This window comes from Salinivibrio sp. IB574 (genome assembly GCF_001996205.1).
Lineage (GTDB): Bacteria > Pseudomonadota > Gammaproteobacteria > Enterobacterales > Vibrionaceae > Salinivibrio > Salinivibrio proteolyticus.
The window spans coordinates 14,465-36,591 of the sequence record NZ_MUFN01000023.1; the positions used below are offsets into that span (position 1 = coordinate 14,465).

Consider the following 22,127-nt stretch of genomic DNA (forward strand, 5'->3'; position numbering starts at 1 on the left):
CAAAGGTTCTCAGGTTACAACCTGATTTCATTGAGTTAATCACACGGAATGGCGTGGCAAGGATAGATGCAGCTAACTACACTGTCTAATAGATCGTCAGCTACTGGGTGAGAGATGCGCAAATGAAAGGAATCTTGTTGTCACTGATACTGGGCATTGCCTTTACCAGCCATGCACACGCGAAAGACATTACCTTTGGTATCGTGCCACAGCAATCTGCGATTACATTGGCTAATAACTGGGGCCCGATTTTAGAATACGTCTCTCAACAATCAGGTTACAACCTTGTCTTTCGCACTGCCAAAGACATTCCCGAATTCGAAGGACGTGTGCTCACCGGTGCATACGATGTCGCTTATATGAATCCTTATCACTACACCGTTTTCCACCAAAAGCCTGGCTACCAAGCATTTGCGAAACAAAAAGATAAGCGGATTCACGGTATTCTAGTCGTCAAAAAAGAAGCGTCCATTTCCTCCCTTGAGGAGCTCGACGGAGCACGCTTAGCCTTTCCCTCCCCCGCCGCGTTTGCGGCCAGTGTGGTGCCACGTGCCGCGCTGAAGAATCAAGGTATCAGCATTACGCCACAATATGTCTCGTCCCATGACTCGGTGTATTTGAACGTTGCACGAGATTTCTTTATTGCCGGCGGCGGCATTGAGCGCACCTTTAACAATACCAATGCTAAAGTGAGCGAGCAGTTACGCGTGTTATGGAAAACGCCCGGCTATACGCCTCATGCATTCGCGTTTCATCCCGACCTTGACCCTCAAGTAGCCGACGCGATTAAAGCCGCCTTTCTCTCCATGAATGAAAGTGAAAAAGGCCGAACGCTGCTGGGTAATATCAGCTTCAAAGGGATAGAATCCGCGCAAGATGAGGATTGGGACGATGTGAGAGCGTTAAACATTACGCTGTTGCAACACTTGCTGAGTGAATAACCCATGTCCTTGCGATTAAAGACCATCTTAGGTGTCGCCCTGATTGAGGCGATCCTGTTGGCGATTCTGCTGACATTAACTCTCAATTATTTGGAAACCACCAACTATCAAGGGCTCAATCAACGCGCGAGTTCCACCACGCAGTTGTTCGCCTCCACGGTAAAAAATGCGGTGTTATCGTTCGATCTCGCCACCGTCGATTCTTTTACTCAAGAGCTACTCCATAACAGCGATATTATGTATGTCGCGGTTTTAGGCGATAACGGGAGAGTCTTATCATCGGCCGGTAACCTTCCTGAATCTTTCAATACAGCCATTCTTGAGATGAATGCCCAGTCCGTCACGGATGGGTTGTATGATGTACGCGCGACCATTTCTGAATCTGGCATTGAGTTTGGCTCGGTCTGGATTGGCTTTGACCTGACCGGCCTGCTTAGCCAAATCAAAGACGCGAAAAATTGGAGCATGCTGATTGTGCTGGGCGAAATGTTATTAGTGGCATTGTTTTCTTATCTTTTGGGAAGCTATCTGACCCAGCGCTTATCAGAACTTAAAAATGCTGCCGATACCATCGCCAGTGGCGAGCGAGACGTACACATTTCAACCCACGGGAAGGATGAACTGGCCAGTGTGGCCGCCGCGTTTAGCAATATGATTCAAGCATTACGTGACTCCGAGAACAAAACTGCGACCTACCAAAAACGCCTAGAAGAGGCCAACCAGACACTAGAAAGCAAGGTGGCGCGACGCACGGCCGATTTGGTGCGGTCCAATGATCAACTCCGTGAGATAAACCATCAACTCAAGCAAACACAAGAAAAGCTGGTCGAAAGCGAGAAAATGGCCTCGATTGGGACCATGGCGGCAGGGGTTGCCCATGAAATCAATAACCCCATCGGCGCAGTGAAAAGTAACCTAAAAATGTGTCAAGAATATCTCGGCACCTACCAAAAGTGGACAGATATTGCCGAGCGCGTCATTCACCAATCAGAGCCGCTCGAAACCCTCACGCACTGGAAAAAGCGTCACTATGCCGATGACCTTTATGATGATTTTAGTGATAGCCTTGCCGATGCCAACGACTGTGTGCAACGCGTGATCAATATTGTTTCCGCCTTACAGCAGTACTCCAGCTACAGCCAACAAACACGACAACACTTTCAAAGCATTGAGATCTTTACGGTGATTGATGAGGCGCTGAATACTCTCTCACCACCGACGAGTCTCAAGATATCGATCGCCGCTAACGTATATCAATTGCCTCCAGTCATGGGACGCTATGAGGAGCTGGTGATGCTGTTTAAAGAAGTGCTCAAAAATGCGTTGCAAGCCTGTGAGCGGGGAAATCCAGACGTTGCACACCGTATTGATGTGGAGGGGGAAAACAAGGGTGACTCGTGCACCATCACCGTGAAAGACTCTGGACCAGGATTACCGCGTGATCAGGCTCATCGTGTCTACGACCCCTTCTTTACCACCTTGCCGGTTGGACAAGGCATGGGGCTTGGGTTGACTTATGTGTATGATATTGTTCGTCATCACCAAGGAGAAATACAACTTACCTCCTCAACCCACGGCACTACAGCCGCTATCACCTTACTCTGTCAGACAGATGACGCCGCTGAGAATCATGCCTCATAACTGCCATCCGATTTATGGAGGTGTTTCGGGTGTTTTAAAATCCGCTAAAAATTCGAAAATATTATCTAGACTCAACGGTGCGCCAATGCCATAACCTTGAACTCGCGTACACCCTTTTTCTCTCAAAAAGTCGATTTGGTTTTGATTCTCGACCCACTCAGCCACCACCTCGACGTTCATCAGCCGCGCACTCTGACCCACTGAAGTCAGGATCACTTCATCCATCTCACTCTGACCAATATTACGAACAAAGCGGCCATCTATTTTTATCACATCAAAGGGGAGGTCGCACATGGACTCAAACCCCGCAAAACCAGTCCCAAAGTCATCTAGCGCACAGGAGATCCCGAGGGATTTCAAACGTTCCATTTGCTGGCGCGTTAATGAAAAGTCATCAATCCGGTCAGTTTCTACCAACTCGACTTCAAGGTGTGCAATCTCATCGGGGTAGTGCGGCGAAAGGTGCTGGATAACATCAACCACAAACCCAGTCTCTAATTGTTTTGCAGTGACATTAACACTCACCGTTTTCGCGTAGCCCGCCTGACGTAGTCGCCCAATCGCTTCCAGTGCTTGCTCAAACATCGAGGTGGTTAGCACATCTTCAAGTCGATATTGACTCAATAATGGCAAAAACTCCGCAGGGCTTTGGTAGTGTCCCGATGCGAGTCGACGCCTCACTAGCGCTTCAAAACCATCAATTTCATTGGTTACAATATTTAACTGAGGTTGAAAAAACGCCTCGAAGTGCTTGGCCTCAATATCGCGAATCAAGCTAACCAAACTGGCATCGTCTTGATGATCCTTAGGGCAAGGTAGCCAATAGAGCGCATCGTAGAGCGGTGCTTTGTCGGCTTTACGCGCCTGAATGGCCTCGAAAGACAATTCCTGCCAAGAGCGAAGCGCACTGAGCATTAATTGCATTGAAAGGTCTTTTTCCTCTTTTGCAGCATGCAAATGTTCAATCAGTTCGCTTAATAACCGGTGGCCTTCTGATGAATACTCAAACAGAGCAATAAATTTGTCGGCGATCCGATACCATTCGAATACCTCCAACTCATGCAAGTGTTCACTCACCCTTTGCAGACGTTGATTCCCCAGCATCACCGACTCGGTGTCATTAAGATTGCTCGTGCCTTGGTTATCAATGATCGCCAAAAGCCACGGTGTTTTTGCGTCTACCGCCATACCTTGAATTTTCTGGTTGAGCGCCTCTTTTGATAAGCAGGTAGTCAGGGTGTCGTTGGGCAAAGACGCGTGTTTATGGGTCAAAATGGTTTTCACCGTGTCGCACAACACATCGCGGTCCCATGGTTTGCTCACATACTGGCTCAACGCACCAGCATTAATCGCTCGAGACACACCCGTTAGATCGGCTTGGCCGGACAACATAATGGTGGCGATATCGGGATAACGCTGATGGATGTTAATCAGTAACTCTGCGCCATCCATATTCGGCATACGGTAATCGGAAATCACAAGGCCAATGTGATGTTCGGATAAAATATCTAGCGCCTGCTGGCCCGACTCTGCGGTATGAATATAGGCTACAAAACGACGCAACTCTCGCTTTAACGCTCGCAAAATATGTGGCTCATCATCAACCAATAGAATCTCCGTGTATGCCATCATGCGCTATGACCTCCTCTTATCGCTTGTTCATCAGACGAGGCAATCTCGTCGGCGCAGTTATCTGAACACGGCAACACAATGGTAAACGTTGTCCCTTTTCCCAGCTCACTTTTAACCGTAATCTGGCCACCATGAGCAGCGATAATATCGCGTGAGACAGACAACCCAAGCCCCGTTCCCTGCCCCACAGGCTTGGTGGTATAAAACGGTTCGAAAATCGTCGTCAGCGCCTCATCAGGGATCCCCTGCCCGTTATCTTTAATTTTTATCATTAAGTGCTCATCATCAAGAGGCGCAACAAGGATTTTAATTTTTCCCTCGCCTTCGATCGCTTGGGCTGCATTAATCAACAGATTGAGAAAAACCTGATTGAGTTGCATGGGCTGACAAATAATGTCAGGCGTCTGTGGCGAATAGTTTCTCTCGATCTCAATGGCATACTTAATTTCGTTGTGGATAATCTTCAGTGTCGAGTCGATACCGCGACGAACATCGGTTGACACCCATTCGCCATTATCAGCACGGGAAAACTCTTTGAGATCTTTGACAATCGTCATCACTCTCGAGATACCCTCTAACGACTCTTCAATGAGATCGCTGGCATCTTCGAGTAGATAATCTAACTGAATCTTATCTTTTAGCGCCTGCCTATCAGCGCTCAACACCTTGTTCGCCGTAGCATCAATCTTTTCATCCAACTGATGGACATACGCGGAATATTTCTCTAAGTAGTCATACAAGGTGCGGATGTTAGACGAGATAAAAGCGATAGGGTTATTGATTTCATGGGCAATCCCCGCCGATATTTGCCCAATCGACGCCATTTTCTCAGACTGAAGCAATTGGCTTTGAAGCTGCTTAAGCTCTGAAACCACTTCTTGATAGGCATCCGAGCTTCGTTTGAGTCGCTGACTATCCGACATGGTGGTGACTGAGTCTTGCTTCGGGGCCACCAACATTGTGGGTCGGTAAAAACAAATCGCAACCTGTGTTACCACACCACACGCTGACGGGATGGGAAGAAACTCAATGTCTTGCCACTTATGTGCGGCGTCGCTCCCCACTTCCAAAGATGTATCAACGATGACAGAGCCGGAGGAAAGTAAGGGCGTTTGCGTCGAAAAGACCGAATCGATGTTTTGCTGTAAAAATTGACGGTGGGCTGGAAAGCATGCCAATAGTGAGCGTCCAACCACTGTACCTTGGTTTGCTGGTAAGCGATCAAGGAAGCTCGCGTTTGCACTCTCAATGGTGTACTCATGATCGACGATGCATATCGCTATTGCCAATTGATTAAACAGTGCTAGTGACATGTCGCTATTCACGGTTTCCCTCCCTACTCACCGGACAGGAAAAACAGACAGCGACGTCGTATATTACCCACCAACACACTCAGATCGTCTCCTTATACGATTGAGTAAAAAAAGCGCCAATATTCGCCGACCATGACTGTAAAAGTTTCGCTTTCTCGATATCGCTCGCGTGAATCCACTGGCGACAGTAATGTAGGAGTGCACCATCACTGGCCTGTTCACCGTCAGACAACAAAGACGCTTCACCACTGGCTAAAACGATTTCTGCCAATTCAAAATCGTAGCCCCATAAGATAACGATATAGCTGGACACAATGAGCGCGGTATCAAAGCGAGTGGGTAAATCACAGATGGGATTATTGCCACTTTCACGACAACCTAGCTCTCGTGCCATTAACTCTCCCAACGATGACAAGACAGATGCCAGATATAAGCGCTCAGCATGCGCTTTGTCGTGCCCTAAAAAGACACCCAGTGATTTGCTTAGGTTAGCCAGTTCGATATGTTCATCGACCACCGCATAGTGTTCTTTGGTCGACAAGTGCTGAAACGCATTGTGCCCAACCATAGTGGCAGCGATGGATTCCACTGACTGAATACCCAATCGATTGATCGCCGTTTCTATGGACCAAGTTCGGTTGCGAAAGCCCAGATAGGCCGAGTTAGCCAGCTGCAAAAGTCGAGCAACCAGAGGCGGCTCTTCACTCACTACCCGTGCAATTTGTTCCATGTCAGAGTTTGGATTGTTAATCGTGGCACGTAGCCGGCGGACACAATCAGGCAGAACGGGAAAATCCTCGATACCGATGAGGCGATTGCGTGTTTCACTATCAATCGGCAATTTGTAGAGGCGCTCAACACTGTTGAGTACATTGGCAAAATCGTCTTCAGAGAAGGGCTTGGGCAAAACAAAGTGCACGCTGGGGGTTGCCAGTTCGGTGATCTTTTGCCGTGTATCTCCGGTGATCAGTGCACGTACTGTGCCCGGAAAGCACTCGCGGACCTGCTCTAATAGTGCGTCACCCTTAAGTCTAGGCATCAGTAAGTCACTGATGACTAAAGATGGCGATTGATTATTTAATACGCCTTTCTCCCACTGGGTGGGATTCTTGACCAGACTAATTGTCCAGTCAGGTTTCAAACGACGAATAACCCGACCAATTGCTTTCAATGTGAGTTCGTCATCATCAACATAAATGATGTGGAAACGCGGCTTATCCATTCTTCCCTCGCATTTATCCTCAAACAGCTTATCGTGACAGTCAGGCGGCAAATGGGAGCGTCACCAACGCCGCAGTTCTGCTCCTCGGAGAGCTATCCAAGGCCGGGAGCGCTATCGATTCCTTCACTAAGCGTAGCGCATAATGCCAAGTTTTCTTGGCACACAAAGAGAAATAAACCGTCTATTTATGTAAAGGGGGATAAGTGGCAAGGTGGGGTGGGCTCAATATGATTGAGCCCCATAAGGCGATGAACTACCGTGAGTCCATTTTACTCAAATTCAAACTGTACCATCACCGGATAGTGGTCGGAGAGCTCATTGTAATAACCATCATGGTAGGTTTGTCCGGCTTCTTCTGGCCACTCACCTTCAAGGTAATCCCAGTACCACTGATCCTTTGCGGTTAATTGCACTACCTTCATCTCAGGTTGGTTAGCTGGCACAGCATGATCACGGCTCCACAAGATATAATCTAACGTGGTGTTATAGTTAAGATCATAGTCAAAGTGATAAGCGTTCGCTTTTGTGAACCAATTATGTTTAGCAGAAAAAGACGTTACTTCCGGCTCTGTGAAGCGCAGCGCACCACTTAAGGCTGCTTTCATGTCTTTAATTTCATCCTGACGGCTCCACTCCACATTCATATCACCACCAATGATCACAGGCTCGTCAGCGGAAATCGCTGCTTGGTCGATAAAATGTTTGATTTCACCTAGCTGACCTAGCCGCACTTGATGCTCTTCATCGGACATCCCATCATGCGTGGCTTGTAAATGGGTGCCAATCAGGTGAAAGATCTCACCGTTTTTATCTATCTTGGCATATGCAAAGCCTTTGTTAGCCTGATAGTCCCAGCTACCCTTTAAGCTGTGATGATAAATATGAGCCTTTTGAGTCAAGATGGGATACTTAGATAGGATAGTCACGCCGCCTCGCACCACAAACAACGAATTGGAGCAGTCCCCGGTGAGAGCGTCCCAACCTTTCCCGCTACAGTCTTGCCCAACATTGGGAGTTTGATAAGGGTACAAACTTGCAAGCTGATTCATCGCTTGCTCGGCCTCAGCATTGAAGGCTTCACTGATCAGAATCACGTCTGGTTGAGTGTCCATATCAACGATGGCTTGTGGCAAACGGGCCRCACGCTCTGCCTGATCCCAATCCTGAAGGTTACTCAGCTGCATAATATTATACGCCATGACATTTAGCTGGCCAGCGTGAGCACTGAGGCTTAACAGCAAAGCGGCTGCCGCCGAGAACATTTTTTTAGTTTTCATGTTTCCTCTTTTTCGTTTCGCTTTCTAATCATTACGGAACAACATCCCGATAAAACATTAGAAGCCTAACGAATAGAGGTTCGACCACTCCAAAAATCCTTCTTATTTTTTGATAGTTTTGTAACTAGGATCACAATTGCGACTCACTTCTCAGTTTTTTTTAGAGCTCTCACTTAGTAAGAAGTTGAGTTTCACTAGTAAAGGTATGTTTTTTAAGCATTGTTTCGAGGTCGTCTTTACGAACCGGCTTAGCAATATAATCATCCATGCCAGCATTAAGGCACGCGTCTTTATCCTCAGCCGTTGCATTGGCTGTCAACGCAATAATTGGAATACGGTTAAAGCGTGTTTCCTGTTCTCTAATACGCCTAGAGGCTTGATAGCCATCCATAATGGGCATTTGGCAATCCATAAAGATCAGGTCAAAAGGCTGCTTTTGCCAATATTCCAAAGCCTGCTGGCCATTTTCTACCACCGTGACCCGCACACCCAGTTTGGTGAGCATTGCCTCGGTCACTCGCTGATTGACCTTGGTATCTTCGACGACTAAGACATGCAGACCAGCCAGTGATGATCCACGTCCCGTTTGTCGTACGACGCCCAATGTTGGTTGACGCTGCTGAAGGATACGTACGAGGTGACTCTTCAAATCATTGAACTGATAAGGGCGCCCCAAATAGCCTTCAATACCAGCACGTTCAATGCGCGGTTTGTCGAGGCCATCAGGTGCAGCGGTTAACATCATGATTGCTGGGCTTTCCTTTCCAAACTGCGATTTAATTTTGGCCGCCAGTGAAAAACCATCCGTTTTGGGCATCAACTTATCTAGAATCACCACTTTAAATGGATACTGACTACTGATGCGCTCTTCAATCAGCGACATAGCATCGTCTGGGTGCATACAGCAGGTGACTTGGCAACCCAAGTTACTGAGTTGTGCCGTGGTTATGCGCATATTTAAACGGCTATCGTCCACCAGCAGCATAGGCGCTCCGGCAAATAAATAGGCTTCTACCGGCGTGGCGAGTGGGACACTACTTTTGTTGAATTGAACGGTGAAAAAGAAACGGCTACCTTTGCCGGGCTCACTCTCCAATCGCAGTGTCCCACCCATCAGATGCACAATTTGCTGAGATATCGCGAGACCGAGTCCCGTTCCTTGGCTCTGTGCCGTTGGGTCATCGCCTTGCTCAAATTTATTAAAGATGCGACTTTGCTGGTCGAACGGTACGCCTGGCCCGGTATCTTTGACTTCGAAGCGCAAAACACATCCATCATCGCTTTCGCTGACACTCGACACCACCACCTCTATCTCACCGCTCTCGGTGAATTTCACCGCGTTACCCACAAGGTTAATCATCACTTGTCGCAACCGAGGCGCATCGCCGATCAGCAAAGGAGATATATCTTTGTCGATATCACAGTGAAATTGCAGACCTTTCTCTTTAACACGTAACGTGAACAAATTTTCTAAGTCTTTTCCCAACTCAAAAATATTGAGCTCTAAAGGTTCTAGCTCTAACTTTCCAGCTTCAATTTTAGAGAAATCGAGAATGTCATTGATAATATCAAGCAATGAGATTGAGGAAGTCTCAAGCATCTCGATAAATTCTTGCTGTTCTTCATTAAGGTCGGTGCCTTTTAATAAAGATGCCATGCCGATGATGCCATTCATGGGTGTACGGATCTCATGGCTCATGTTGGCCAGAAATTCACTTTTTTTCTGACTCGCCTGCTCCGCGTACCGGCGGTCATCATCCATGCAACTTAACCGCTCTCGACAACGCGCAATCATGGTGTTGTAACGCGTTTCTAAATCACTCCAAGCATGCCGATTCTTGGGAGTCGAGATAAAAGCTGGCTTGTCATCACTGTCCCAGATATTAATTTGATGGCGCATCTGAGTCAGTGGCCGAGTCAATTCACGATTAATCACCCAAATTGACATGGCTATACCGGACGCACACAGACATAACCAAGCGAGCAGCGTCCATATCAGATGCTCACTCATGCTCGCTTTTGCCGCTGTATAATTAGATGCTATGTTCAAACTTCCCAGCATATACTCGTTGCCCGCATCGCGATAAACCAACGGCCACGAATACTCGAGTGCTTGGTCAGAAGGAGCGACACCACGCTCAACCTGAGTACCATCAGTATCAAACACTCGTAAATAGTCTATGTGAGGTTGCGCAATCAAGCGCTCAACTTGTAGCTCGAAAGCTGTACTCTCTTCCCACCATAGATGCGAGGCCATCACACTCAAATCTTTATCTGCCACCATTAACAGGGCACGTTGCACATCTGTTCGGTGTTCTTGGTAATCGGCGTACAAGAGAAAGGCAGCAATGATCGCTGTTAAAATAGCCCAACATAGTGTCAGCTTAGTGATCAATGCAACTGAAAGAGAGCTACGAGCAACGGCGGTATCAGCCTTCATAGTCACCTAGTCCGTTAATGTATCCACTAAGACTAAGCATAGAGGCATTTTTCTCATCCAGCGAAAAATGTCATGATAAGTAGACAAAAAAGGCGCCCTTAAAGAGCGCCTACAATAAGATAACTTAAGTTAACCTGTCTGGTTAGTCCAACACGCCACGACGCATTTGATCCAACTCGATAGATTCGAACAAAGCTTTAAAGTTACCCTCACCAAAACCTTGGTTGCCCTTACGCTGGATGATTTCAAAGAACACAGGACCGATAACTGTATTGGTGAAAATCTGCAGCAAGATACCGCTATCAACATCACCATCAATTAATACTCGCGTATCACGAAGCTCGTCGATGCTTTCTTCATGGCCTTTAACGCGTTCATTGATCTTTTCATAGTAGGTATCTGGCGTGTCCATAAATGCCATACCACGTTGACGCAACGTACGAACTGTCTCGTAAATATTATCTGTCGTCAGCGCGATATGTTGAATGCCTTCACCGTTGTACTCTTTTAAGTATTCCGCAATTTGCGATTTATCATCGCTTGATTCATTGATGGGAATACGGATTTTTCCACATGGCGCGGTGAGGGCACGAGATTTCAATCCCGTCTTTTTCCCTTCAATGTCAAAGAAGCGGATTTCTTTAAAGTTCGCGATACGGTCATAAAAGTCGGCCCAGACATCCATATTGCCGATGTCAACATTATGAGTTAGGTGATCAATCACTTTTAAGCCAGCGTCAGCCTCTTTGAGACGTGATTGCCAGTCGTTGTAAAAATCAAAATCGACTTCATAGATGCTTTGATCGCCATAGCGATCAACAAAGTAAAGCAGCGAGTCACCAATGCCATAGACCGCTGGAATGCTTAACTCCATCGGACCAATGCTTGGTTCTACCACCTTGGCACCTTGCTTTGCAGCATAGGCAATCGCATGCACGGCATCTTGGACGCGAAATGCCATCGCATTGACACTCGCACCGTGCTTTTTGGCAAAGCCTTGTGCTTGTGACTCGGGCTCCCCATTGACAATAAAGTTGGTGTCGCCTTGACGATACAGCCAAACCTGCTTGTGCTTATGTTTGGCGATTTCCGCAAAACCCATCAATGAAAATAGATTTTTCAGTGCATCAATGCCCGCTTGATCCGGCGCCGTGTACTCAACAAACTCAAATCCGTCCGTGCCCAGTGGGTTAATGGTTTTGACGGGCGCTTGCATAGTGGTCGTCATAAATGCTTCCTCCTTGTTCATGCCAATAGAAATAGCACCGTCAAAGAGGAAGCACTAGCATGACACTACCGACAAAAGGTTACTTAAATGTTAACCAAAGTTGTCATCTTTTATGAACAGTCATACGCCAATGCGATAACTAGCGGTTTATCTGGGTGATACACTCTCTTTAAAGTGTAAAGAAACCCACCCACACAAACATTTCATTTACATTTATGCAAACTAAAACGCAAACACCGCTGTCCTAAAAAGCAAAAAGGCCGCTCATATAGCGGCCTTTGAAAATAGAAAACTGATGAAGAGTGTCACACTTTCAAACTGTAACTTGTTTGTTGCGCATTCGGCGTGATCGTCTTTTCAACTTGCTCCATTAGCGCTTGCTGACGCTGGTTGTAAGCGTCCATTTTTGACTTTTGTGCTTCTTGCTCAGCAACGCGATCGATCAGCGACTGATAATCACGTTTTTCTTCGCGTTGCTCGCCGGATGCAGCGGCTTCTTTTTGTTCTTCACGCTCTTTGCGGATCAGTTCAGCACGCTCTTGCACACTCATTGAATTATTGAGACCGCCATTGACCTGATCGTCCTGACGATCGCGCTGACGCTGCATATATTGCTGCGTCAAAGGTTGCGAATTGATTGACGTCGGCATAGGTCCTCTCTCAAACAAGGTGACATCTTGATTAAATTTTAGCCTATCCGCCCACAAATTGATATGCCAATTTATCATAGACAGAGTAGTGCATGGCCTAGTTGTTGCAAGCTTATCGAATGTAAGCAGGGCCTTAGGCAATACAGACGCCCAAGAAATTACTGATCGATTCCTCACCGCTTTGCGTTGTAGTTATAGAAGAAGTGGGGGTCACCAAAAAAGGAGCACACAGATGCTAGCAGGAAAACATTGTGTCATTACCGGCGCTGCCCAAGGAATTGGGCGCGCGATTGTTGAAACTTTCATTGCACAAGGTGCGGAGAAAATCTACGCCATCGATCTCAACATGGATGCAATGACCGCTTGGCAAGACCACGCGATTATTCAGCCCATCGCGCTCAATGTGTGTGATCGTGACGCTGTCGCCAGCTGGGTGCAAACATTGCACCAACAAAATGCGCCTGTCGATGTGCTGGTGAACAACGCTGGGATTACCCGCGATAACCTACTCACCAAAATGACAGAAGGTGATTGGGATGCCGTCATTGATGTCAATCTTAAAGGGGTATTCTCCATGACCCAAGCCATTGCTCCGCTGATGCTAGAGCAAGAAAAAGGCGCGATTGTGACACTGTCATCTGTGGTGGGGACGGACGGCAATATCGGTCAAACCAATTATGCGGCCTCAAAAGGGGGTGTGATCGCCATGACTAAAACATGGTCCAAAGAGCTCGCTCGCCACGGTGCAAAAATACGCGCCAACTGTGTCGCGCCTGGTTTTATCGAGACACCGATGACAGCCAACCTGCCCGAGAAGGTGATTGATATGATGAAAGCCAAGACACCATTGGGCCGAATGGGAACGGCTCAGGATATTGCTGACGCTATCTGCTTTTTAGCCAGTGATAAGGCGAGCTTTATTACCGGTCAAACACTTAAAGTCGATGGCGGATTGGTCATATAATGGTGGCAACGCCAACCATTTAGAGGTATGCATGACGCCAACACTTTTCATTACGGGCGCAAACCGGGGCATCGGACTCGCGTTAACAGAGTTGTACCTAGAACACGGCTGGCAAGTAATTGCTTGCTGCCGTTTTCCCGGCTCTGCCCCTCATTTAATGACACTTAAAAACCGCTATACCACGCTCTCAACCCATGCACTCGACGTGACAGACCACGCCGCCGTGCAGCAGCTCGCATCAGAGCTGAGCGACATCCCCATCCATTTGTTGATCAACAATGCAGGGCTCTATGGTCCCAAAGGCTACGCATTCGGTGAGGTCGACACGGCCGCATGGCGCGATGTTTTAGAAGTGAATACCATTGCACCATTGGTTACCGCCGAGTACTTTACGCCACATCTCACAAAGGCACGTCACAGTGGTCACACACCCATTTTTGCTTTTCTTTCCTCCAAAGTTGGCAGTATGAGCGACAACCAATCAGGGGGCGGTTACATCTATCGAAGTTCGAAAGCAGCGCTGAATGCAGTGATCAAAAGTCTTTCCATCGATCTTCGCGATCAAGGTATCCGAGCGGTTGCGTTGCACCCTGGCTGGGTACAAACACAGATGGGTGGACCCAATGCGCTGATTAACACTCAAGAGTCCGCTCAGGGATTGAAGCAGGTGCTGGATACCCTGACAGATAGCCAAAACGGCAGTTTCATCGATTATCAAGGCAAAGAGATTGGCTGGTAAGGCTTAAGGCGGTGAAAAAGCCGCCTTAGACAATCCCATTAAATCGGGAAGAAAGTCATGGATGCCATGCTATGCACGACTTGATTGATATGGCGATTGGTACTGTCGGCGACCATGACCGCCATCATGTCCTGAATGAGGATCATCTGACTAAACAAGCGCTCATAGCTGTAATTAGGCACACCATTTTTACCCACACCGTTACTCAGTAAAAGCAGCTCGCCGTTATCATCTTTCTCGTTGTTCAATAACCAAGCTACTTTTTCGAGATTGCGCGCACAGTTATAAAGCTTTTGCTGATCAATATCGTCAAGCAAGAAAAATTCTAGTTGGTGATTGTAACTCGCACTGATCATGCCAGTGACACCTGCCATCAACGCAAATACCCGATCGCCTCTAAACTCGCTAGAAAACGCCAGTGGTAACAGCGCAATCCCATCCATGCCACCCAGCTCACGAAAGCCGTTTTCGGGACGTTTCTCAGACATAAGCTGAGCAACACGCTTTTCGATCGTCATTCCCGGTACTTTTCTAAGCTCTCGCGGATTACGCTTGTAGAGTTTTACGATCAATTGCTCAGTCAGATCGCGAATTTCCGCTATGTGGATATCCGTGATCAGATCCATGTCCGACTTAGCGAGATTTTTAATATCGAAGGGTCTGCCCAGTTTTTGCGCACACCCAGTGAGGCTGAGCACCACTAAGCCCATCCATACCCAGCGCATCATAAAAAAACATCCTTGCGTTCTGTGTCCGGCGATAGAATACCGATTTAATCTTACACGGTGCGCATCAACAAAAAATCTTGTATGCAATGTCACATTTTCGTGCGCCTTGCTGGACTAATTATGATTAAAACACCTAAAAACAATCAATTATCGTAGGAATTACCCTGGCATCTATTGGCTATACTGATAGAAATGTTAATCCATGGTTATGCTGATGAAGCGCTTACTTTTCACCGCCCTCATCGCTATGCATTTGATGCATGAGGTAGCGGCGGCTGACACAGAAAAAACTCTAACCTATGCGGTCCCACACTGGCCACCCTGGACAGATACCCAAACCTATCCCTATCAAGGCATTGATGTCGAGATCATCACCGCACTCGCCGACAAGGTAGGATTTAAGATCAACACGCTAAAGTGCGCGTGGAAACGGTGCCTGAGATTGCTCGAGCAAGGCGAAGCGGACATTGCGACAAATGTGCTCAAAAAGGCAGACCGTGAAGTCTATCTGCATTATTTAACCCCTGCCTACCGCACCAACCTCAATTATGTCATTTACACACACAAGGGGGATATGCGTGCAATAACGACAAAACAGCAGCTCTATCCCCTTCAAATTACGATTGAGCGCGGCGCGCATTTCCCAGACGAGTTCAGTCAAGATAAAAACATTCAGACACGTCCTGTCAGTCAAACCTTGTTTGCGATTAAACAACTCATCAATCAACGCGCCAATGCGGTCGTCGGTGAGGAATACCAACTTGATTATTTGGTTAGTCGCCTCGATACCAATCGCGTGCTCGAAAAGCAGCCACTCCTTTTTTCTGAGCCGATTAACGCCTACATCGTGCTATCAAAAAAATCTCACCATGCGGAGGCAGTCGCTCAGCTCAGTGACACAATTGCACAGATGATGGATTCTGGGCAGATTGAATCGATGATGCGTGATTATTTACGTCCTAATGAGTGAGCATCTTTTGATACATGGTGAGGCAGTCTTCCGCGATCACTTGCTCTTCATCGGTCGGGATCACCCAGACCCCGACTCGACTCGTGGTGCTCGAAATACAAGATTGGTTGGCTTGATTCGCCTCGCCATCTAAATCCACCCCCAGCCACTGGCAATAGGACGCTACCTGCTCTCGTACTGGCGCGGCGTGCTCGCCGATCCCAGCGGTAAAGACAATATGATCCAACCCACCTAACGCTGCTGATAAACTGCCAATCTCACGCGCAATGCGATAGCAATAATGTGTGACCGCTTGCTGCGCTCTCGGTCGGTCACTATTCAGCAAAGCACGCATGTCACTGCTAATGCCAGACAAGCCCAGAAGCCCTGACTCCTTGTAGAGCAACGTCGTTACCTCGTCAGTCGTCATTCCCTCTTGCGCAATCAAATGCAGCACCAAGCCCGCATCGATTGACCCACAGCGTGTCCCCATCGGTAAGCCTTCCAGCGCTGTGAACCCCATGGTAGAAGCAAGGCTAGTTCCGGCTTGGATAGCACATAAGCTCGCACCATTACCTAAATGCGCCACAACCACACGCGCGTCATGGTTAAAATCAGGGATAGTGGTTGGCAGGCGCCGCGTTATATAGTCGTAGGAAAGACCATGAAAGCCGTAACGCTGAAAGCCTCTATCGAACATCGCGTAAGGTAAAGCGAATTGTTTTGCTTCGAGCGGCTGATGAGCATGAAACGCTGTATCAAAACACGCAATCTGTACCAGTTCAGGCAATCGCTCGCCGAGTATCTTAATCGGGGCAAGACTGTAAGGTTGATGCAAAGGGGCAAGCGGCGTTAACGCTTCCAACAACGCCACTTTATGCTCATCCAGCTGAGTCGCTTGATGAAAGTGCTGACCGCCATGCACGACACGATGCCCAACCGCGACAATATCGTCCAACAGCCCTTGGCGCTCTAACCAGATGAGTAACGACGCAACGGCAGCATGATGGTCCGGCGCAGAGCCCGGGGAGACCGCACTGACTCCTGACTTATGACGGGTCATGGATACATCATAGCGATCGGTCCCAAACCCTGAAAACTGCCCCTTCACTAACGCGTGAACCGATGAACTGGGCCCCGAATCCACGGGGCCCGCTGTATCAAACAATGCAAACTTTAAGCTCGATGAGCCACTATTAATCACTAATATCTTACCCATTGCACCGCCTAGACTCGGGTCTGTAATGTCTTTCTTTGATACTCAGCCAGTAATAAAGCTAACGCACTTGATGCTATTCGGGTGAGTGCATCATCCGCACGGCTGGTGAGCATAATGGGCACACGTGCGCCCACGACGACACCCGCGCCGGTAGCATCGGCAAGATAGCTCAGCTGTTTCATCAACATATTAGCCGCTTCGAGGTCGGGGGCCACGAGAATGTCGGCACAGCCCGCCACGGTGGAGTGAATATTCTTGGTCGCACGGGACACTTCAGACACCGCACTGTCAAACGCCAGCGGCCCGTCTAATTCGCCCCCAATAATCTGGCCGCGCTCTGCCATCTTGCACAACGCCGCAGCATCCAGGGTGGAGTTAATTTTCGGGTTAATGGTTTCAACCGCGGAGAGAATGGCCACTTTAGGGTTGGTGTTGCCAATTGCATGGGCTAGCTCAATCGCGTTTTGAATAATATCGCGCTTTTGGGCAAGGCCTGGATAAATATTAATCGCCGCATCGGTAATAAATAGAGGTCGCGGGTAGGTCGGCACATCAAATGCCATCACATGGCTCAGGCAGCGTTCCGTTCTCAGTCCACCTTCACGCTTGACCACTTCATGAAGCAACTCGTCAGTATGCAACGCGCCTTTCATTAGGGCTTCAATTTCACCAGAGCGCGCCATCGCCACGGCTTTTTCGGCTGCTGCATGGCTGTGCGGTGCGTCGACAATGTCAAACTCACTGATATCCAGCTCGGCTTTGTCCGCCGCGGCCATGATCTTATCGCGAGGGCCCACCAAGGTAGGAATGATTAATTGCTGTTTTGCTGAAGCCACTGCGCCGCGGATAGCACTATCGTCCACTGGGTGGACCACGGCCGTGCGCATAGGATCCGGATGATCTGCCGCGGTTAAGATAGCATGCAGTTGTCCGCGTTCCGTTAAACGAATTTCGGGGAGCACAGCTCGCTGGCGCCGGACCTTCTTTGTTGGCGCAAGCACGCGTGCCTCGCCATCAATCACCACATCACCACGTTGGTTTTCACATCGGCAAGCAAACACAATATGGTGACGCTTATCGTCCATTTGATCAACACGAACGGCAACGCGCAGCACGTCTCCCAGCATCACTGGTGCTTTAAACGCCAGTGTTTGGCCAAGATAGACAGTCCCCGGTCCCGGCAATTGTGTGCCGAGCACCGTTGAGATCAGTGCACCGCCCCACATCCCATGAGCGATGATCTCTTGGAAACGGCTACTTTTGGCAAAATCATCATCCACATGGGCCGGGTTGACATCCCCTGACATAATGGCAAACAGCTTAATGTCTTCCATGGTCAGGCGCTTTTCTAAAAAGGCTTCATCGCCTACTGAAATCTCATCGTACGTCTTATTCTCGATGACCTCCTCGTTATGTGTCCCTGTCATAGTGGACTCCTTCAATGAATCGAATCAGTCAAATCGTAAACGCTAATTAAAAACGTAAGTGGTGTCCCGCGTCTACGTAATGGGTGAGCCCGGTCAAAGCACGTCCCGCATCTGAGGCAAGGTAAACCACCGCACTCCCTACATCTTGCACCGTGGCTAAACGACGCAATGGTGATCGCGTTTCACCGTCGACGGCTAAGGCCTCGAATTCTTTAAGTCCAGATGCTGCACGGGTACGAATCGGCCCCGGTGAAATGGCGTGGACACGTATACCCTGCGGCCCCAACTCAGCCGCCAAATAGCGGGTAGCAGACTCTAAGGCAGCTTTTACCGGCCCCATCATGTTGTAGTTATCCACCGCCTTATCGGCCCCATAGTAGGACATATTAAAGAGTGCGCCGCCTTCTGGCATCAAAGGCTCCGCACGCTTTGCCATCCGAATAAATGAGTGACAAGAAATATCCATCGCCAGTGAAAAGCCATCGCGCGAGCAATCCACCACACGACCATGTAAGTCCTCGAGCGGTGCGAAGGCGATAGAGTGAACCACAAAATCTATCCGCCCCCATTTTTGTTTAGCGCGCTCAAATAAGGCATCGAGTTGGGCATCGTCTTGAACGTCACAAAGCATCAACTCCGGATCCCCCATCTCGCCGCGCAAAGGCTCAACGAAACGCTCCGCTTTCGATGTACCATAGCTCACCAGCACTTCTGCGCCGGCTTGCTGCAATGCTTTTGCACAGCCAAACGCGATACTGTTCTCATTGGCAAGCCCAGCAACAATGCCGACTTTACCTTCAAGTGAGAATAGATTGGTCACAGTGTTCTCCCTACCTTTGTGTTGCAAGATTGGTTTAGTGCTCACCCTGCATTGAGTGATTGCACTAAACGGACTGAAAGATTTTATGTCAGTCGCAAGTTTTCAATTTAGACCCAAATCAGCGGATGTAGCAAAAGTCACGAAGGGAATAAGACGCATTTTACGCTAGAAAAGCAGACATCTTTGCTAATTTTTGATGACAAACCAAAACGGCCACGTATCAGAGCAGAGTCAATGCTCTATTCATATCAAGGATACACAACAGGCTAAATACAAAAACGCCACCGACAAAGCGGTGGCGTAATAACGATGAGCTTAATAGAGTTTAGGCCAGTTCTGCCATCACACATTTTGCGAGATCGGCAGGACGGTAGTAAACCGACTTCATGACCTTACCTTCACGGATTAATTTACCTTCGACCGTGACATCTTTGGCACACTTGGCAATAATGCCATCGGCCTTAGGGCTGGCGACCACATCAATGCCTTTGTTGGCATAAAATGCTTGGGTATCTGCAAATTCACCTTCGTTACGGCAGACTTTACTCATGTTGCTGCTGTGCACTTCATCCCAACAGGTCACAAAGTCAATACCGAGACGATTAGCGATTTGCAATAATATATCAATGAGGTAGCTCACCTCTAACTGGTCACGGTATCCGCGTGAGCCCATCTGTACTGCACGGCCCATCAGTACATACACGCTATCAACAATGGCATCTACCTGTTCAACCAATGAGTCCGCTTCCGCGAGCTCTGTCATTTCTTCCACCGCTAACGCCGTGTGCAGATCGTCCGCTTTCTCGTCCAATGACGCAGCATCGTTACAAGGAAGATCAAACGTGTTACGAAACGCTTCGATATCACGATAAAGGTGGTCGTATAGCGCTTGATCAAGAACAGCAAATTTCATTTCTCGGACCCTTTGATAAACAAATACGCATGATAGCCATGCCCGTACACAAGGGGCCATACAATAGCACTGCTTGCGGATGGATAAAATCGCTTGATGGGAAACTTTACGTTCGTCCTCACCTAGCGCACAAAATTCATTCAAGGTTTCGATACGATTGCCGTTAGCTTCTTATAATGGTGACAATCAGGCTTAGGCTTGCAACCTGTTAAAAGGATCTGACGATGAAAAAACTGATGCCGCTTGCCGTGCTATGCACAAGCGCGCTGATCGCAACCAGCGCAACCGCTCAAACCTCTCCGCTGAGCATCGGTGCGAGTGCCAGTACGACGAGTGTAAAATATGCAGGACAGACTGAGACCGGCCATACGTGGGAAGCGAACGGCACGCTCAGACTAACGGAGTACAGCAGCTTGTATACCGGATACGGTCAAACCACCGCAGATTTTGAAGACAGTAATGGAATAGAGAAAACACTAAAGACATCATACATTCCTCTTAGCCTCCAGTTCACCGTACCAGGTGAAATGGGTAGCTTCTATTTGCGTGGTGGTGCCAACTACTACCGCACGGAGTTTGGCAGTGAAAAAGACATTGGCTGGGGAGCGACAGGAACGGTTGGGGTCAAACTCAATACCACTACTGGGCCAGGGCTAGCCTTTGAACTGACCTATGCCGACCGCGGTGATGCTGAAACCAGTTCAGTGACCGTCGGTACCAGTATTGGATTTTAAATCACAGTTTCTCGCAAGCGGTAGGTACGCCGCTTGCGGTGTCTCAACTAGACATGGCGCTCCGTCATAGTAATACATGGTGATACCATCGGCGCCGATGTGTACATGCGTCAAACTCACTGTGCTGGCACCCTCCCTGTGCATGCACACTGACGCACTACCACGCTCGGGCAAATGGCTGCGGTGATACGCCAACAGTTGCTGTTGGGTCGGCACTGTGCCGCCCATTTGCCTCAAATAGTGGGTTCGCATGTTTGTGGTGGTATCAATATCAATCGCAGAGGAAACCACTGGCGGCTGACAGTCAACACACCGCAACGTCTGACCGTTCCATCGCCAAGCCCGAGGAACAACCTCCGAGCCGTGTGTCTTATCTGATAGGCCATCGACTGCAAAACCGAGTAGCAAAAAGGGAGCAAAATCGCGCAACGCATCGATTGGCAACGCGTTCGCCATGTCATCCAGATCGGTGCAAACCGCTAACGCTTTGACCAACTGCCCTCGGCTTAATCGTGGCGCAACCGTTTGGGCATGCTGGTAATCATTCAGTAGACAGACAATCACGCCAAACTCGTTGGCTGCAATCCATGTCCCCATACCGTCCGGGTCGATAGGCATCAATACCTGAGTCTGATCCAATTGATAGGTCTTGGGCGGTAGCGCACGACTGCGGCCTCGCGCTTCATCACGATTGAAGAACAGGTCTATCCCATCCTGTGAAGCCTGCCAAGTTAACGTGCACATCGAAGCTGATCTCGCTCGTAACTTGCGGTCGCGGCCGCGACACCTATATGTTCATCCAAAACTTCACCAAGTTCATAGGCAGCACTGCGGATCATAGCAAAATGATGCGTGGCATGACTGGCTACCACAATAAGCTCGCGCATCACTGTGGTAGAAAGGCACACCGTATTGGTGGCATATAAGGTCACTTGGGTAGAAATATGCACGGGGCGATGCAGTTGTTGATGAGAGAGAGACTGTAACCACTCGGCAAGCCATTGCCACTCTTTGCGTGCCATCTGCCGGTCGTGYTCAACCAGATGCCCACGCCGACGCCTATCGGCATCGATATCACCACTGGCTTCCCCTTGCTTCAGTGCCACATACACATCAAGCGCATGACGCATATGCTGACCGATGGTGCTAGTAAAGCCATCGGCCTTCTTTTGGCTGTACGTGGTATCAGAGAGGCTTTCGAGGAGCTTCAGCGCTTGGCCAATCACGTCTAAATTGCCGCGAATCACGGCGCGATCTTCTTCGTTAAGAGAACAATGCATACTCATTACC

At 48.6% G+C, this 22,127-nt stretch carries 20 protein-coding genes; 6 read left to right on the forward strand and 14 right to left on the reverse strand.

Translation table 11 applies throughout. The annotated features are described in order from the left end of the window. The first annotated feature begins 122 nt into the window (after positions 1 to 122). Both BZJ17_RS12000 and BZJ17_RS12005 read left to right on the forward strand, forming a co-directional pair. Positions 123 to 941 (forward strand): phosphate/phosphite/phosphonate ABC transporter substrate-binding protein, encoded by an 819-nt coding sequence (locus BZJ17_RS12000; RefSeq protein WP_077640876.1) that lies wholly within the window; start codon positions 123 to 125, stop codon positions 939 to 941. 3 nt (positions 942 to 944) lie between these two features. Further along, a complete protein-coding gene (locus BZJ17_RS12005) occupies positions 945 to 2,582 on the forward strand; it encodes an ATP-binding protein (RefSeq protein ID WP_077640877.1) in 1,638 nt (545 codons plus the stop codon). 12 nt (positions 2,583 to 2,594) lie between these two features. Here the strand turns inward: BZJ17_RS12005 and BZJ17_RS12010 are convergent, their stop codons facing one another. The 7 genes from BZJ17_RS12010 to BZJ17_RS12040 all read right to left on the reverse strand — a co-directional run bounded on the left by BZJ17_RS12010 (position 2,595) and on the right by BZJ17_RS12040 (position 12,344). Further along, entirely contained in the window at positions 2,595 to 4,214 is a 1,620-nt protein-coding gene (locus BZJ17_RS12010; RefSeq protein WP_077640878.1) for an EAL domain-containing protein, read from the reverse strand. Next, positions 4,211 to 5,539, reverse strand: a complete 1,329-nt coding sequence (locus tag BZJ17_RS12015) for an ATP-binding protein (RefSeq protein WP_077640879.1) — start codon at positions 5,537 to 5,539, stop codon at positions 4,211 to 4,213. The genes BZJ17_RS12010 and BZJ17_RS12015 overlap by 4 nt, the downstream gene beginning before the upstream one ends. A 67-nt stretch (positions 5,540 to 5,606) precedes the next feature. Continuing rightward, a complete protein-coding gene (locus BZJ17_RS12020) occupies positions 5,607 to 6,749 on the reverse strand; it encodes an HDOD domain-containing protein (protein WP_077640880.1) in 1,143 nt (380 codons plus the stop codon). 269 nt (positions 6,750 to 7,018) lie between these two features. Further along, positions 7,019 to 8,026 (reverse strand): sphingomyelin phosphodiesterase, encoded by a 1,008-nt coding sequence (locus BZJ17_RS12025; protein WP_077640881.1) that lies wholly within the window; start codon positions 8,024 to 8,026, stop codon positions 7,019 to 7,021. 169 nt (positions 8,027 to 8,195) lie between these two features. After that, entirely contained in the window at positions 8,196 to 10,466 is a 2,271-nt protein-coding gene (locus BZJ17_RS12030) for a response regulator (protein WP_077640882.1), read from the reverse strand. Positions 10,467 to 10,608: 142 nt separating this feature from the next. After that, positions 10,609 to 11,694 (reverse strand): 4-hydroxyphenylpyruvate dioxygenase, encoded by a 1,086-nt coding sequence (gene hppD, locus BZJ17_RS12035; RefSeq protein WP_069586708.1) that lies wholly within the window; start codon positions 11,692 to 11,694, stop codon positions 10,609 to 10,611. A 305-nt stretch (positions 11,695 to 11,999) separates the two neighbouring features. Then, positions 12,000 to 12,344 (reverse strand): hypothetical protein, encoded by a 345-nt coding sequence (locus BZJ17_RS12040; RefSeq protein WP_077640883.1) that lies wholly within the window; start codon positions 12,342 to 12,344, stop codon positions 12,000 to 12,002. A gap of 232 nt (positions 12,345 to 12,576) precedes the next feature. Here BZJ17_RS12040 and fabG point away from each other — a divergent pair, with 232 nt between their 5' ends. Further along, positions 12,577 to 13,308 (forward strand): 3-oxoacyl-ACP reductase FabG, encoded by a 732-nt coding sequence (fabG, locus tag BZJ17_RS12045; RefSeq protein WP_077640884.1) that lies wholly within the window; start codon positions 12,577 to 12,579, stop codon positions 13,306 to 13,308. Positions 13,309 to 13,339: 31 nt separating this feature from the next. After that, complete coding sequence (locus BZJ17_RS12050) at positions 13,340 to 14,047, forward strand: SDR family oxidoreductase (RefSeq protein WP_077640921.1); 708 nt, start codon at positions 13,340 to 13,342, stop codon at positions 14,045 to 14,047. Positions 14,048 to 14,085: 38 nt separating this feature from the next. Here BZJ17_RS12050 and BZJ17_RS12055 read toward each other — a convergent pair whose 3' ends face one another. Beyond that, entirely contained in the window at positions 14,086 to 14,775 is a 690-nt protein-coding gene (locus BZJ17_RS12055) for a hypothetical protein (protein WP_077640885.1), read from the reverse strand. Positions 14,776 to 14,989: 214 nt separating this feature from the next. Here BZJ17_RS12055 and BZJ17_RS12060 point away from each other — a divergent pair, with 214 nt between their 5' ends. Beyond that, positions 14,990 to 15,745: a transporter substrate-binding domain-containing protein gene (locus tag BZJ17_RS12060; RefSeq protein ID WP_157893188.1), complete on the forward strand. Its 756-nt coding sequence runs from the start codon at positions 14,990 to 14,992 to the stop codon at positions 15,743 to 15,745. On the opposite strand, the gene BZJ17_RS12065 is transcribed toward BZJ17_RS12060, so the two are convergent. The 4 genes from BZJ17_RS12065 to BZJ17_RS12080 form a co-directional block, all read right to left on the reverse strand. Next, positions 15,735 to 16,943, reverse strand: a complete 1,209-nt coding sequence (locus BZJ17_RS12065) for an acetate/propionate family kinase (protein WP_077640887.1) — start codon at positions 16,941 to 16,943, stop codon at positions 15,735 to 15,737. The two genes, BZJ17_RS12060 and BZJ17_RS12065, sit on opposite strands and share 11 nt — an antisense overlap. 8 nt (positions 16,944 to 16,951) lie before the next feature. Then, entirely contained in the window at positions 16,952 to 18,370 is a 1,419-nt protein-coding gene (locus BZJ17_RS12070) for a bifunctional enoyl-CoA hydratase/phosphate acetyltransferase (protein WP_077640888.1), read from the reverse strand. Positions 18,371 to 18,416: 46 nt separating this feature from the next. Further along, complete coding sequence (fabI, locus tag BZJ17_RS12075; protein ID WP_077640889.1) at positions 18,417 to 19,190, reverse strand: enoyl-ACP reductase FabI; 774 nt, start codon at positions 19,188 to 19,190, stop codon at positions 18,417 to 18,419. Between the two features lie 325 nt (positions 19,191 to 19,515). Next, a complete protein-coding gene (locus BZJ17_RS12080; RefSeq protein ID WP_069586715.1) occupies positions 19,516 to 20,103 on the reverse strand; it encodes a nucleoside triphosphate pyrophosphohydrolase family protein in 588 nt (195 codons plus the stop codon). Positions 20,104 to 20,327: 224 nt separating this feature from the next. Between BZJ17_RS12080 and BZJ17_RS12085 the strand changes: the two genes are divergently transcribed. Continuing rightward, positions 20,328 to 20,837: an outer membrane beta-barrel protein gene (locus BZJ17_RS12085; protein ID WP_077640890.1), complete on the forward strand. Its 510-nt coding sequence runs from the start codon at positions 20,328 to 20,330 to the stop codon at positions 20,835 to 20,837. On the opposite strand, the gene BZJ17_RS12090 is transcribed toward BZJ17_RS12085, so the two are convergent. Together BZJ17_RS12090 and BZJ17_RS12095 are read right to left on the reverse strand one after the other, a co-directional pair. Continuing rightward, on the reverse strand, positions 20,805 to 21,581 hold the full coding sequence (locus BZJ17_RS12090; RefSeq protein ID WP_077640891.1) for an NRDE family protein: 777 nt from the start codon (positions 21,579 to 21,581) through the stop codon (positions 20,805 to 20,807). The genes BZJ17_RS12085 and BZJ17_RS12090 overlap by 33 nt on opposite strands. Further along, positions 21,569 to 22,117, reverse strand: coding sequence for a hypothetical protein (locus tag BZJ17_RS12095; RefSeq protein WP_077640892.1), 549 nt, complete (start codon positions 22,115 to 22,117; stop codon positions 21,569 to 21,571). The genes BZJ17_RS12090 and BZJ17_RS12095 overlap by 13 nt, the downstream gene beginning before the upstream one ends. Positions 22,118 to 22,127: the final 10 nt, after the last annotated feature.